Annotated in this window: 13 protein-coding genes and 1 tRNA gene; 12 read left to right on the plus strand and 2 right to left on the minus strand. The window is 38.4% G+C overall.

Going from position 1 to position 14,737, the window contains the following annotated elements; genetic code table 11:
* The first annotated feature begins 3 nt into the window (after positions 1-3).
* Entirely contained in the window at positions 4-2,025 is a 2,022-nt protein-coding gene (gene brxL / locus NIS_RS04110) for a protease Lon-related BREX system protein BrxL (protein ID WP_012082125.1), read from the plus strand.
* Positions 2,026-2,082: 57 nt separating this feature from the next.
* Here brxL and NIS_RS04115 read toward each other — a convergent pair.
* Together NIS_RS04115 and NIS_RS04120 are read right to left on the minus strand one after the other, a co-directional pair.
* Positions 2,083-2,159: transfer RNA gene (locus NIS_RS04115), tRNA-Ile, on the minus strand.
* Position 2,160: 1 nt separating this feature from the next.
* Positions 2,161-3,264: an FtsW/RodA/SpoVE family cell cycle protein gene (locus NIS_RS04120; protein ID WP_012082126.1), complete on the minus strand. Its 1,104-nt coding sequence runs from the start codon at positions 3,262-3,264 to the stop codon at positions 2,161-2,163.
* 53 nt (positions 3,265-3,317) lie between these two features.
* Here NIS_RS04120 and NIS_RS04125 point away from each other — a divergent pair, with 53 nt between their 5' ends.
* The 11 genes from NIS_RS04125 (at position 3,318) to NIS_RS04175 (ending at position 14,729) form a co-directional block, all read left to right on the plus strand.
* Positions 3,318-4,268: an RluA family pseudouridine synthase gene (locus NIS_RS04125; protein WP_041354193.1), complete on the plus strand. Its 951-nt coding sequence runs from the start codon at positions 3,318-3,320 to the stop codon at positions 4,266-4,268.
* Complete coding sequence (locus tag NIS_RS04130; protein WP_012082128.1) at positions 4,219-5,457, plus strand: fibronectin type III domain-containing protein; 1,239 nt, start codon at positions 4,219-4,221, stop codon at positions 5,455-5,457. Before NIS_RS04125 ends, NIS_RS04130 begins: the two co-directional genes overlap by 50 nt.
* Positions 5,458-6,636, plus strand: coding sequence for a tRNA (guanosine(46)-N7)-methyltransferase TrmB (gene trmB / locus NIS_RS04135; RefSeq protein WP_012082129.1), 1,179 nt, complete (start codon positions 5,458-5,460; stop codon positions 6,634-6,636).
* Positions 6,629-7,303, plus strand: coding sequence for a cell division ATP-binding protein FtsE (locus tag NIS_RS04140; RefSeq protein ID WP_012082130.1), 675 nt, complete (start codon positions 6,629-6,631; stop codon positions 7,301-7,303). The genes trmB and NIS_RS04140 overlap by 8 nt, the downstream gene beginning before the upstream one ends.
* Positions 7,290-8,105 (plus strand): hypothetical protein, encoded by an 816-nt coding sequence (locus NIS_RS04145; RefSeq protein ID WP_012082131.1) that lies wholly within the window; start codon positions 7,290-7,292, stop codon positions 8,103-8,105. Before NIS_RS04140 ends, NIS_RS04145 begins: the two co-directional genes overlap by 14 nt.
* Positions 8,102-9,271 (plus strand): murein hydrolase activator EnvC family protein, encoded by a 1,170-nt coding sequence (locus tag NIS_RS10010; RefSeq protein WP_012082132.1) that lies wholly within the window; start codon positions 8,102-8,104, stop codon positions 9,269-9,271. Before NIS_RS04145 ends, NIS_RS10010 begins: the two co-directional genes overlap by 4 nt.
* 73 nt (positions 9,272-9,344) lie before the next feature.
* Positions 9,345-10,073, plus strand: a complete 729-nt coding sequence (pyrH, locus tag NIS_RS04155) for a UMP kinase (protein WP_012082133.1) — start codon at positions 9,345-9,347, stop codon at positions 10,071-10,073.
* Positions 10,070-10,282 (plus strand): DNA-directed RNA polymerase subunit omega, encoded by a 213-nt coding sequence (locus tag NIS_RS04160; RefSeq protein ID WP_012082134.1) that lies wholly within the window; start codon positions 10,070-10,072, stop codon positions 10,280-10,282. Before pyrH ends, NIS_RS04160 begins: the two co-directional genes overlap by 4 nt.
* 3 nt (positions 10,283-10,285) lie before the next feature.
* Positions 10,286-12,427, plus strand: coding sequence for a RelA/SpoT family protein (locus NIS_RS04165; protein ID WP_012082135.1), 2,142 nt, complete (start codon positions 10,286-10,288; stop codon positions 12,425-12,427).
* An 8-nt stretch (positions 12,428-12,435) separates the two neighbouring features.
* Complete coding sequence (tyrS, locus tag NIS_RS04170) at positions 12,436-13,635, plus strand: tyrosine--tRNA ligase (RefSeq protein WP_012082136.1); 1,200 nt, start codon at positions 12,436-12,438, stop codon at positions 13,633-13,635.
* Positions 13,635-14,729, plus strand: coding sequence for a nitronate monooxygenase (locus NIS_RS04175; protein WP_012082137.1), 1,095 nt, complete (start codon positions 13,635-13,637; stop codon positions 14,727-14,729). Before tyrS ends, NIS_RS04175 begins: the two co-directional genes overlap by 1 nt.
* The last annotated feature ends 8 nt before the right edge of the window (positions 14,730-14,737 follow it).

The following is a 14,737-nucleotide window of genomic DNA, read 5'->3' on the forward strand; positions in this document are numbered from 1 at the left end:
ATTATGAGTTTAAATGAAAAATTAACTCAAAATTTTTTAGGCAAAGTAGTTAGAAAAGATCTAACAAAGCTTATTAAAGAGGGCGCCAATGTTCCTATATATGTTTTGGAGTATCTGCTTGGAATGTATGCTGCAACAGATGATGAAGAGCTTATCAAAGAGGGAGTAAATAAGGTTAAGGAGATCTTGGCGAAAAATTATGTAAGACCTGATGAAAAAGAGATAGTAAAATCAAGGATAAAAGAGAGAGGCAGATACAAAATAATTGATAAGATTTTTGCGAAACTCAATGAAAAAGAAAATGTTTATGAAGCAGAATTTAGCAATCTCGGAATAAAAAAAGTGATAATTGATGAAAGTTATATAAAAAAATATCAAAAACTTTTAGCTGGAGGAGTGTGGGCAATTATTACTTTAGAATATTTTTTTGAAGAAAACTCAAAATATTCCCCTTTTCATATAGAAGAACTTAAACCTATTCAGATGCCAAATTTTGATTTTGAAGAGTTTATTGCTAAAAGAAAAAATTTTACCCGTGAAGAGTGGATGGATATAGTTATTAGAAGTACGGGAATGGAGCCAACGCAATTTGAAGATAATGCAAAATGGCATCTCATTGCCAGACTCATTCCTTTTGTAGAAAATAACTATAATATGTGTGAATTAGGACCTAGAGGGACAGGAAAAAGTTTTGTCTATAAAGAGTTATCTCCATACTCTATACTAATCAGCGGCGGACAGACTACGGTAGCAAATCTATTTTATAACTTAAGAGAAAGAACGGTAGGTTTGGTTGGAAGCTGGGATGTTGTAGCTTTTGATGAAGTTGCCGGAATAAAGTTTAAAGATAAAGATGGCATACAGATAATGAAAGATTATATGGAAAGTGGGAGTTTTGCGAGAGGTAAGCAACAAGTACAGGCAAAAGCCTCTTTTGTATTTGTTGGAAATATTGATGGCAGTATTGAAAATATTGTGAAAACCTCTCATCTATTAAGTCCTTTCCCACAAGAGATGATTGATACTGCTTTTTTTGATAGATTTCACAACTACATTCCTGGTTGGGAAATTCCTAAAATGAGACCGGAATTTTTTACCAATGAATATGGATTTATCACGGATTATATGGCTGAGTGGATGAGAGAGCTTCAAAAATATAATTTTTCCAACGCAATAGATAAATATTTTAAATTAGGGCGTGACCTTAATCAAAGAGATGTGAAAGCTGTTAAAAAAACTGTGAGTGGGTTACTAAAAATTTTACATCCTGATGAAAGCTATACAAAAGATGATGTCAGAGATGCTCTTGAATACGCTTTGATAGCAAGGCGAAGAATCAAAGAGCAGTTAAAAAAAATAGGAGGTATGGAATTTTATGATGTTAATTTTTCATACATAGATCTATCTGAAGGAAGTGAAATTAGAGTTAGTGTACCTGAAAGTAGTGCTAAAACATTGATTCCATCAGATACATTACCTCCCGGAACTGTTTATACAATTGGCGTAAATCCTGAAAATGGACATAAGGGTTTAATTCGATTAGATTTGCAGGTTATTTCTGGAAGTGGCAAATTTGAGCATACTGGATTTAATAATTCAGAAGTCAAGGAAGAGATAAAAGAGGCGATCAGTTTTATACAGGCAAATCTTCATAGAATTTCAGCCAATGCCAATTTTAAAAATTATGATTACCATTTAAAAGCTACTGATATTCAATCAATTGGAAAATTCAAAAATATCGAACTATCAATTTTTATAAGTCTATGTAGTGGGATTTTACAAAAAAGTCTACTTCCTCAAATGGTGATTTTGGGAAGTATGAGTATAGGTGGAGCAATTATTGGAAGTCAAAATCTTGCTGATTTTATGCAAATTGCAGGTGATAGCGGGGCTAAGCGTATTTTGATTCCAGCGATTGATATGGCTCAAATTGGAAAAGTACCAGCTGATTTGTTAAGCAGGTTTCAGTTGATTATATATTCTGATCCAATCGATGCGGTTTTTAAAGCTTTGGGAGTAGAGTAAGTGATGAGTTTGACAAGGCTCGAACCTGTGACCAACCAGTTCTATCCTCAAAATGCTTGGTGGGCTCGGCAGGACTCGAACCTGCGACCAACCGGTTATGAGCCGGTTGCTCTAACCAACTGAGCTACGAGCCCTTCAAAGTTGTCTGGAATTATACAAAAATCTAAATCTGAATGCAAGAAGATGCTCTAAAATACCGAATAAAATCATAAAATTGATAAAACTGCTTCCTCCATAACTCATAAATGGTAACGGAACACCCACAACCGGAGCCAATCCCACTGTCATGGCGATATTGACGCTCATATAGGTAAAAATCAAAAGAGCGATACTGGCAGCCACGACCTGCGTGAAAAAGTCTCCTTTTAATTTGACATAAATACTAAAAAGATGCAGTATAAGAAGTCCATAGAGAAAAAGAAGCAGCATTGCACCGAAAAAACCGAAACGTTCTATAAAATATGCAAAAATAAAATCACTAGTGGCGATAGGAAGAAATTTGAGCTGGGTCTGTGTTGCCTCTTGGGATGGCTTGCCGGTCAATCCTCCCGAACCTATCGCAATGATTGATTGTTGGACGTGATAGCTCGGTTTTTCACTTAAAAAATCTTCTATTCTTTTCTTTTGATAGTCATGTAAAAGATATTTATATGAAACGGGAACCATGAAAGAAAATATCATAAAAAGAGTGATCCATATTTTCCAATGGACTCCGATGATAAATAGCACACCATACCCGATAATGAGCAAAATCAAGGCTGTTCCAAGATCTGGCTCTTTTGCGATGAGTAGAAATGGAAGCAGGATATAAAAAGAGATTTTGAAAAATTCCTTCCATCCGTAGCCGGATTTAGGGGGAGGGTTGTTATGAACAAGGTAGGCAAGCATGAGGATGAAAGCCGGTTTGAAAAGTTCCGATGGTTGAAGGGTAAAATGTGTAAAAGGGATTTCAAGCCATCTTTTGGCACCGAGTTTACTCACACCAAAAAGATCTACACTAATCAGCAAGACAATCATAAACCAATACATTGATGGGATGAGCCACTTATACTCTCTAATAGGAGAGAGAAAAGCGATAACAAAACTAGCAAATCCAAGCGCGTAGTAGATCATCTGTTTGTGGGCTAAAACGGGATTGACATCTTTTATGAGGTAATGCGAAATAATAAGAAATGGTATAATCAAAATTAAAAGCACAGTATCGAAATGCAAGAAAATTCGTCTGTCGATTCCTATCATGAGGCTACTTTTTTTTTCACACAATTATATCTTAAAGGAGATTATTGGAAAAAATAACATTTACAAATAGGGAAAAAGAGCGACTTGATAAAGCACTTGCCAAGAAGTTGCAAAAACCAAGAAACCAAATCGAACAACTTATTAAACAGGGGTATGTTCGCATCAATGGAAAGATCGAGAAGAAGGCTGGAAGTAAGCTTAAAAGTGGCGATTTGGTAGAAGTGACCATCCCTGAACCTAAAGTTTCACAGCCAAAAGATGTCCATTTCGATGTGGAAAGAATTTATGAAGATGAGGATATATTGGTCTTAAACAAACCTGCCGGCCTTGTTGTCCATCCGGCCCCAAGTGTCAAAGAGCCTACGCTTGTGGATTGGCTCAAAGCAAACGATATTTCTCTTTCAACACTCAGTGGAGAAGAGCGCCATGGTATCGTGCATAGACTTGACAAGGAAACGAGCGGATTGATTGTAATTGCTAAAAACAATGAGACCCATCAGGCTCTATCGAAGCAGCTACAGGATAAAAGTATGGGTCGATACTATCTGGCAATTGTCGAGCCGCCTTTAAAAGAGGACCTCATAATAGAAAAACCGATTGCAAGAAATCCCAAAAATAGATTGAAAATGGGAGTAGTGGAGGGCGGAAGATATGCTAAATCCGCTTTTGTAAAACTAACGACGAGTAAAAATAATAAATATGAATTAATCGGAGCAAAACTTTTTACTGGCAGGACACATCAAATAAGAGTCCATTTGGCTTCGATAAACCGCCATATTCTGGGTGATAGTTTATATGGCTTTAAGAGCAAAAGCGTTACAATACCTAGAGTTTTTTTACATGCTTATATACTCTATCTCAAGCATCCAAAGAGTGGGGAAAAGATGCGTTTTTTGGCACCTGTTCCGGAAGATATGCTTGACTTTTTGCAAAAATATTTCGAGGAGAATATTGATGAAACGATTCATGTGGATAGCTTTATTGGGCGTTTTGCTTCTTTTTAGCGGATGTGCCGTTCAACCTCAGCCATCCAAACCGAAAATCGATCCAAATTTACCAACTGTTTCAAAGATTCGTAGTCTATCAGATATGACCTCTATTGCTTTGGAATGGAATCCAGTATATGATGATAGAATTGCCGGATACAACATTTATCGCTCTACAACCGGAAAAAAATATAAACGCATTGCAGTGATTAAAGATAGGTACAGCTCCCACTATCTGGATAAAAAACTTAAACCAGCAACAAAATATTTTTATACGATGAGTACCTTTAATAAAGACAAAAGAGAATCTAGACTGAGTCAGCCTCACGAAGTTTCAACGGCTCCATACCCGGAACCTATCGCATTTGCGGAGGCGATCGATCATTTGCCAAGAGAAGTAAAATTGATCTGGCGACCCCATCCGAACCCGAGAGTCCAGTGGTATGTGATTGAGCGTAGCACCCCTGAAAACGAAAAATGGAAAGAGGTTGCCAGACTTCAAGGCAGGCTCAATGCAGAATATATCGACAGAGGACTTGAGGATAAGAAAATATATCTGTACCGGATTAAAGCAATTACTTGCGATGGGGTAGAGTCCAAACCGACACTTCCTATAAAAGCCTCTACGAAACCAAGACCGAAAGTGGTACAAGGTCTTAAAGCGACAACGAATCTTCCTAAAAAGATTGTGGTGACCTGGCGGCCAAATAGCGAACCCGATTTACAATACTACAAAGTCTACAAAAGTATTTTCCAAATCGGACCGTATCTTGTGGTTGCCAAAACAAAAAGTACGAAGTATGTCGATCTTTTGGATGAGGATGGCGTCAAACGCTATTACAAGGTGACGGCAGTGGATGCAGACGGTTTGGAAAGCTTCAAGCAAGATGTTCCTGCTGTGGGACAAACACTTCCAAAACCGTTGCCGCCTGTCGTTATGGAACACAAATTGGAAAATGGAACGCTGTTTATACGATGGACATCTCCCGATCAAAGAGCGGTGAGCTATATCGTGGATAAAAAAGAGATCGATGGTATTTTGAATGTAAAAGAGTTTGAGTATAAAAACATCAAAAGCACATCGTTTACTGATGCTGGTTTGAGACCAGGTGTAAAATATGTGTACAAAATATATGCCGTGGATAAATATGGACTTGTTTCCAAACCGAGTGAAAAGATTGAGATTAAAATACCGGAACAAGAGTAGATGCCGCATATCGTAGCGAAGCATTTTCACCATTTCGATACGCCCGTTACGAAAGAGGGGTATCGATTTTTATGGTTTGCAAGGCCTTTGGTCAATGCCAAAGATGAACTGGTTGCTGTCGAATATGATAAAAAACCTTTTTTACTGACGATAAAACCCAAAAGGGATGGTACTTTTGTCATAAAGGGTGACAAGATAACAAGACTCTCTCCTACTGTCTTAATGAAAATGGCTCTGAAAAATTTTTGTGATCTGGCACAATGTGATGTGTTGTACGACAATCTTTCAACGATTAAAACTTCTCATGCACAAAAAGCAAGAGAGTTTCTGAAAGAGATAGACTTTTTCATTGAACAATTTCCCAAAAACAAAGAGGTTTGGATAGAGATAGGATTTGGCAGTGGAAGACATCTACTTTATCAAGCACAGCAGCATCCCGATACGATATTCATAGGAATTGAAATCCACAAGCCTTCCGTTGAACAAGTCCTTAAGCAAATCGCGTTGAAAGATTTGAAAAATCTTTATATTATAGATTACGATGCGAGGCTCTTTTTGGAGTTTGTTCCTTCGAATGTGGTAGGAAAGATATTCGTTCATTTCCCAGTGCCTTGGGATAAAAAACCTCACAGAAGAGTCTTCTCCAAGCCTTTTATCGAAGAAGCCAAGCGAGTCTTGAAAGTGGATGGCGTTTTAGAACTGCGTACAGACAGTATCAACTATTTCGAGTATGCTTTGGATCTTTTGTTGCAAGAAAAAAAAGTCAAATTTGAAGTTGCAAAAAATATCGAGCCTCCTGTGAGTAGCAAATATGAAGATCGATGGACTAGGCTAGGAAAAGATATCTATGATATTCGTATGTTCAATCTGGAGTTTTCCGAACAACCAATTTTACATTGCGACTTTTCATTCGAAACTGTTTCATATGATGAGTCAAAACTTGAGCAATTACATTTCACTCCCCAAGTATATGATAATTTTTTTGTCCATTTTGAAAAACTCTATGCCATTGAAAATGGTGGGAAGGTAATACGTCTCTCTTTTGGAAGCTTTGATCGTCCTGAGCACAAATATCTCGTATTCAAAGATGGAAATATCTCTTATTTTCCTAAAAAGCCGGTTTTGTCCAAAGCGAATGTAGCAGCACATAAAAAGATTTTGGAGCTGCTTCATGGCTAAGAGCGTTATCATCGCAAAAGATCTCACTTTGGCATACAAAAAAGATAGACCTGTAATAAAAAATAGTACATTTGACATTAAAAGTGGCAGTTTTGTTTTGATAACGGGTGCGAGCGGAAGCGGAAAATCGACACTTTTGAAATCTTTTTACGGTGAAATGAAGCCCTTGCAAGGAGTTTTGAAAATAGGAGGGATCTCCCTTCATGATATCACCTCTTCGAAGCTCTCACTACTGAGGCGAAATCTTGGAATCATCTTTCAAGATTACAGACTCATCAACGAATGGAATGTCAAGCGCAATGTGATGTTGCCACTGGTCATAGCTGGTTTTCCAAAAGAGGTTTGCGAAGAGCAGACAAAAAAACTTCTCAAACATGTGAAACTAAGCGGAAAAGAGTTTGCATATCCACTTGAACTGAGCGGTGGAGAACAGCAAAGGGTCGCCATGGCAAGAGCCCTTGCACACAATCCTTTCATCATTTTGGCCGATGAACCTACTGGCAATCTTGATGAGTACTCTTCCAAAGTGATTTGGGGGTTGCTGGAGGGGGCAAACGTACAGCTAGGAACTACGGTAGTCGTCGTTACACATTCCATACCCAAATATCTTGGAGTTCATTTCAAACATTATCATATAGACAACGGGATAGTGCATGCGATCTCTTAAAAATCATCTCTCTTTGATTATTCCTCTTTTTGCAATCCTGTTTGCTGTAGAGTTTTATCTATTGATAGAGCGGGCAATTCACTCTTACGAAAAAAAATTGGCGCAAGACTATTCTATTATTCTTGTTGCAAAAAAACCGTTGGATACTAACAGTTTAAAAAAACAGTTTCCTCTTATTGCGAATGTTGAAAGTATCGATCCTAAGCAAGTGATAAAGAGATTGAAAATGAGAGGAATTGAAGTCGATTTTCAATCCTTAGAAAATTTCTTGCCCTATTTTTACAAAATTACTTTACAAAAATTTCTTTCCAATGAAGAGATAGAAAAGATAAAAAAGAAGCTTTTGCACCTTTCTTCAGTAACAAGAGTAGAAATTTTCACTCAGACCCATCATAAAATGTATCAATTTTTACTTTTTGTAAAGAACATTACCCAATTATTCTTGGCTATTATTGTGCTTACAAGTGGTATGTTGGTTTTCAAACAGATCGAGATATGGTTTTTGGAACACAAGGAGCGAATGTATATCATGTCACTATTTGGTGCCTCTTGGTGGATGCGCAATGCCGTTTTGTTTAAACTTGCAATAACAGATACTATAGCGAGCGTTGTCTTGGTTGCAGGAGTGGTTTGGTATCTCCTTCATACCCATCTTTTTCAATCCTTTTTGGGGTTGGATCTTACATTCGATCCAAATACCATCGTCTTCGAAGATGCCGGCTGGTTATTTTCGATAGGATTGATTGTGTCGTTTATCACGATTGTAATCATCTCTATGAAAGAGCCAAGTTCGGGTAGATGAGAATTTTCATAATTCCTTTTTTGATCATTGTCAGTCTATTTGGTACACAAATAGAGAAGAGAATCTCTGCATCAAAAACGAAACTTATACAAACATCGAAAAAAATATCTGGTGTCAATACGACACTTGCAAAATTGGCTCGTTCTATACGTAAACTAAGAACTGATCTTGACTCAATCGATACGAGATTATCAGCACTTTCCAAAAAGTATGAGAATTTATCCAAACAGTACAAGGAAAAACGAAAAACTGCCCACGATTTAAATCAATCCATTCATATATTATGTGAGAAGGAGACGCTCCTGCGGCAAAACCTTGTACTTCTCATATCCCAAAATTTTTCAAAATCTCTTTTACTCTCTTCACTGCATCAACCCACGCAGGAGGCTATCTTAGATGAAGAGACTTTGAAAGCCATTGAAAAAATTGAGAAGAGTCGGATCAAACAGATGGGATCGGAATATGAGAAAACGAAGCAAAAACTGCAAAAGCAACAGGAAAAACTCACCAGGCTTCAAAAGGAGATTCAACAGATCATCTCTTTACAAAAAGATCTCAAAAAACTAAAGAAACAAAAACAGGAAAAAATTAAAGTACTTTCAAAGAAAAAGAGGCGTTACGATGAAGAGCTTCAAGCTTTGATGGAGCAGAAACGCTCTTTGGCCAAAACATTGTCGAGACTGCAGATCCTACAGAGAAGAAGGGGCTCAAAGGCGAAAAATGTATCAGTGAAGAAATATGGATCGAAATCGTATAAAAAGATCAAAACTGTTCGATATCGCGGACCCAAAACAATCCCGCCACTAAAACATTTTGTTATTGTCAAAAAATTTGGTGTTTACAAAGATCCGATATACAATATAGAAATACCCAATGAAAACATTGAGCTTAAGCCCCTAAAGCCAAATGCAAAAGTGCGAAATGTCCTGAGTGGAAAAATTGTTTTGGCGAAATGGACTCCCCATCTAAAGAATGTGGTCATCGTTCAAAACAGAAATAGTATCTATACGATCTATGCATATTTAGATAAATTGGCTCCTTATATTAAAAAAGGACGAAGAATAAAAAAGGGATACATTCTTGGTAGAGTCAACACAAAATTGATTTTTGAAGTGACGAAAAACGATGCCCATATCAATCCTTTGCAACTTATAAAAATACGATAAAATTAGCATTAAAATTAATCGATTTCTCAACTCTTTTTCGATAAAATTGGCAAACTTCAAAAAGAGGTCTGCAATGGCAAAACGTGTATTGATCAAATTCTCCGGGGAAGCTTTGGCCAATGAAGATGGTCATGGAATCAATTCCAAGACATTGAAATATATAGCTTCAGAAATCAAACCGTTAGTTGACAGTGGAGTCGAAGTAGGGTTGGTTGTCGGTGGAGGCAATATCATACGAGGCGTAAATGCGTCAAAAGAGGGGATCATACGAAGATCGAGCGGTGATTATATGGGAATGCTTGCAACAGTTATCAATGCTGTTGCATTGCAAGAGGCTCTCGAATATTTTGGTCTGACGGCACGAGTACAAAGTGCTATCGAGATGAACGAAATTTGTGAACCATTTATCGTTCGACGCGCTATGAGGCATCTTGAAAAAGGTCGAATTGTCATATTTGCCGCGGGAACGGGTAACCCATTTTTCACTACAGATACCGCTGCAACGCTTAGAGCCGTAGAAATCGGGGCAAATATGATCATAAAAGCCACAAAAGTGGATGGGGTGTACGATAAAGACCCCCATAAATATCCAGATGCCAAAAAACTGGATAGACTCACATACGATGAGGCGTTACAAGACAATATCAAAGTAATGGATGATACGGCTATTGCTTTGGCAAAAGATAATGCATTGCCGATTATCGTTTGTAATATGTTCGAAGAGGGTAACCTATATGACATAATCGTCAATAACAATTTGGAAAAATGCTCTATCGTGACAGATAAAAAGGAGAATGAATGAGATTAGAAAAAATTGCCGCCAAGGCATTGGAAAATGTTGGATTCGATAGATATCTTCTCTCTATTGCAGTCGCAAAACGAGCCAATGAACTCGCAACTGGAAAAGAGCCTTTGGTAGAAGTGGATGTAAAAAAATATAAATATACCGATATTGCATTGATGGAAATTGCGGAAGGGAAGCTGAAAATCGAGGTAGAAAAAGAATCGTAATAGATGAATGAGTTCTTAGAAAAAGTAAAGAGTATTCATGATGTAGAAGAAGCGCAAAAACTTCTACTTCAAATCGCTCCAACTTCTGATAAACTCCAAGAAGCGATTGAGTTTGCAAAAATGGCCCATGCGGGCCAAAAACGAAAAAGTGGTGAACCGTATGTTATCCATCCCCTGCTGGTAGCAGCTATTACAGCATTTGTAACAAACGATCCCGACATGGTACTTGCCGCTTTGTTACATGATGTGGTAGAAGACACCCCGCACACGATCGAAGAGATCGAAGAGCAGTTTGGCAAGGATGTGGCTCATTTGGTTGAAGGGATGACAAAAATTGTTGCGATACGAAGTGAAGAGCTTTTACCCTCTACATCCAACGAAAAACTAATAACTTCGGCGCTCTCCTTTCGAAAGATGCTCATTGCTTCTATCAAGGATGTGAGGGTTTTGATCGTGAAACTGTGCGATCGTTTGCACAATATGCTCACTCTTGATGCTCTGCCAAAGAAGAAACAGCTCAGAATTGCTGAAGAGACCCTTGTAGTCTATGCACCGATTGCCCATAGGCTTGGAATCGCCTCACTGAAAAATGTTCTAGAAGATTTGAGTTTTTACTATCTTTTCCCAAAAGAGTACGAAAAAATTGATCAGTTTATCAGTTCGCATAAAGTTGAGCTCCATATGAAACTCAACGAGTTTATCGATAAGGTAAAAAAACTCCTTGTGAAAAATGGGTTTGCAAGCAACTCTTTTGAAGTGATAGGTCGTATAAAACACTACTACTCCATCTATCTTAAAATGCAAAGAAAAGGGATCTCGATCGAAGAGGTTTTGGATCTTTTGGCTATCAGGATACTTGTTCAGGACAAGCTGGACTGTTACAAAGTTTTAGGCATTATCCACACTCATTTCAAACCCCTCATTATGCGATTCAAAGACTATATAGCTGTTCCAAAAGAGAATGGCTATCAAACGATTCATACAACCGTTTTCGATCAAACCAGTATCTTTGAGGTACAGATCCGTACCTTTGATATGCATCATACAGCCGAGTATGGCGTTGCGGCTCACTGGAAGTATAAAATCGGACATGTAGGTGTCAATCTTGCATGGCTGGAAAATCTCCAATACCAAAATGAAAATATCGAAGAGTTTTATGAACTTGTTAAAAATGATCTGTTTAGTGAAGATATATCGGTTTTTTCTCCAAAAGGGGACATCTTTACTTTGCCAAGAGGGGCAGTGGCTCTTGATTTTGCCTATGCTGTCCATACCGATGTGGGAAATAGAGCAAAAGCAGCATACATCAACAAACAAAAAAGTACTTTGCTTACAGAATTGAAAAATGGAGATATCGTCCGCATAGAACTTGCAGAGGAACCAATTCTTCGCTGCAGCTGGATTGATGCAGTGAAGACTTCCAAAGCAAAAGATCAGATGCGATTGCTGTGTCGCCATAAATATAAAGAGGTCAGTTCAAAGGCGGCGATCAATATTTTGGCTAGTGAATTGAAAGAGAATCCCAAAAAAATAGTTGCATGGCTCAAGGACCATGAGATTACTGCACTTCACAGAATTGCAACGGAAATCAACTATCTTCAAGAGATTAAAAATAGATATTTAAGCGAATATCGCAAGAAAAAAGGGGTGCTCTATCTTCTGTCGCCCAAACAGATAAAGCTGGAAAAGAGAGTTGTCGACAATTTTGTATTTTATACAAACTATTCAATAAACAGAGTGGAGTTTGATTACTGCTGTCATCCAAAAAGGGGTGATGAGATTGTTGCTTTTCGTATGGATCATCATGCTGTTGTCCATCATAAAATGTGCCAAAAGGCGCAAAAACTTATTGAAGATGGAAAACCGATGCTCTATGTTGAGTGGAAAGAAGACACGTTGCCCCATTACAAGCTTATTGCCCTGCTTCCGGATAAAAAGGGGGCTTTGGCGGATTTTTTACAGTTTTTGTCAAAACTGGGCATCAATCTGGTTTCTATTGAGCTTGGAAAAAATGTGGAGCAGACGAACTTATGTGAGATGGAGATCGAAGCGCCTGTCTTTGATCTTGAGCAGTTAAGGAAAAAAATAGCTCAAAAGGTTAAAATTATAGAATTTATTAAAACGAGCGATGCGTATAACAAATAGGAGAGGGAATGTTGAAAGAAGCTTTGGCTGAAATTTCAAGAGGTACAGCTGAAATAATTGATCAAGAAAGAATAGAAACTCTTTTGAAAGAGTACATCGAACATGGTAAAAACTACTACGTGAAAGCTGGATTTGATCCTACAGCTCCCGATTTACACTTAGGTCATACGGTACTTTTACAAAAATTGGCTACATTTCAAAAGTATGGAGGGATTGTTCAATTCATTATCGGTGACTTTACCGCTATGATAGGTGATCCTACCGGAAAAAGTGAAACACGAAAGAAACTGGACCGTGAAACTGTTTTGAAAAATGCACAAAGTTATAAAGATCAGGTTTTTAAAGTATTGAATCCTGCAAAAACAGAGGTCGTTTTCAACTCCTCTTGGCTTGATGCCTTGGGTGCAAGCGGACTGGTTGAGTTGACGACACTCTTCAGTGTTGCGAGAATGCTTGAAAGAGATGATTTTGAAAAGCGATATAAAGCGGGTCGTCCGATTGCAATTAGTGAATTTATCTATCCGCTTTTACAAGGCTATGATAGCGTCCATTTAAAGAGCGATATCGAAATAGGTGGAACAGATCAAAAGTTCAATCTTTTGATGGGAAGACATCTGCAACGAAGCTTCGGAATCGGTAAAGAACAGGCTGTATTGATGATGCCAATTCTCGAAGGACTCGACGGCGTTCAGAAAATGAGTAAATCTCTTGGAAACTATGTGGGTGTCACGGAAGAGCCAAACGAGATGTTCGCAAAGCTGATGAGTATCAGTGATGAACTGATGTGGCGATATTATGAACTATTGAGCAGCAAATCCCTTGAAGAGATCCAAACATTGAAAGAGGGTGTTGAAAAAGGAGAGATTCATCCAAAGTTTGTCAAAGAACTTCTTGCAATGGAGATAGTAGAACGCTATCATGATGCTGAGGCTGCAAAAGCAGCAAAAGAGGAGTTTGACAGGGTACACAAGAAAAACGATATTCCCACCGATATCAAAGAGGTGGAGATGCAAGGTCCTGTTTGGATAGCAAAAGCGCTTGTAGAAGCTGGGCTCGAGCCTTCAACCTCACAGGCAAGACGGGATATTCAAGCAGGTGCCGTTCGAGTGAATAAAGAGAAAATAACGGATAAAGATTTTCATCTGCAAACGGGTGAATATATTGTCCAAGTTGGGAAAAGAAAATTTGCTAAAGTAAAGGTAGGATGATGGAAACCCTTCCACCACTCAAAATTGGAAAATACACGATTCCCTATCCAATTGTGCAAGGGGGTATGGGAGTAGGAATAAGTTGGGACAGGCTTGCCGGAAATGTCAGTAAAGAGGGAGGACTTGGAGTTATCAGTAGTGTCGGTACAGGATATTATGAAAACAAAAAATATATCGAAAAGGAAGTCGCCGGACGTCCTTTAGAGACTGCGAACTTCTATTCGAAAAAGGCGCTTTTTAAAATCTTTGAAAATGCTAGGAAAATCTGTGGTGACGCTCCGCTTGGTGCAAACGTATTGTATGCGATCAATGATTATGGAAGAGTTGTCCGAGATTCATGTGAGGCGGGTGCAAATATCATTATCACTGGTGCAGGACTACCGACAAACATGCCGGAATTTACTAAAGATTTTCCAGATGTTGCACTTGTTCCGATTGTATCAAGTGCAAAAGCTTTAAAAATCATCTGTAAACGTTGGAGTCAGCGATACAACAAAATTCCGGATGCCGTTATTGTGGAAGGGCCTTTGAGCGGAGGGCATCAAGGCTTTACCTATGAGCAGTGTTTCATGGAAGAGTTTCAGCTCGAAAACATCGTTCCGCAAGTGGTGGAAGAGGCAAAAAAATGGGGAGATATACCTATCATTGCAGCAGGCGGTATCTGGGATCATGAGGATATCAAAAAGTTTTTAGGTCTCGGAGCAAGTGGGGTACAAATTGGTACGAGATTTATCGGAACACATGAGTGTGATGCAAGTGACACATTCAAAAAGATTTTGATCAATGCTAAAAAAGAGGATATCTTACTTTTAAAATCTCCAGTAGGGTATCCTGCACGTGGTATTCGAACCAATTTGATAGAACTGGTAGAAAAACGTGAAGGGCCACCTATCAAATGTATCAGTAACTGTGTGGCTCCGTGTCACAGAGGCGTGGAAGCAAAGGCTGTCGGATACTGTATCGCCGATAGACTCAGTGATGCGTATGAGGGAAAAGCCGATACCGGCCTCTTTTTTAGTGGAGCCAACGGATATCGAGTCAATGAGATTATCAGTGTCAAAGAGTTGATGCAAAAACTGGTCTTTGGAGAGTAGTCATTCGC

Origin of the sequence: Nitratiruptor sp. SB155-2, assembly GCF_000010325.1 — a bacterium.
In the GTDB taxonomy this organism is placed as follows: Bacteria; Campylobacterota; Campylobacteria; order Campylobacterales; family Nitratiruptoraceae; genus Nitratiruptor.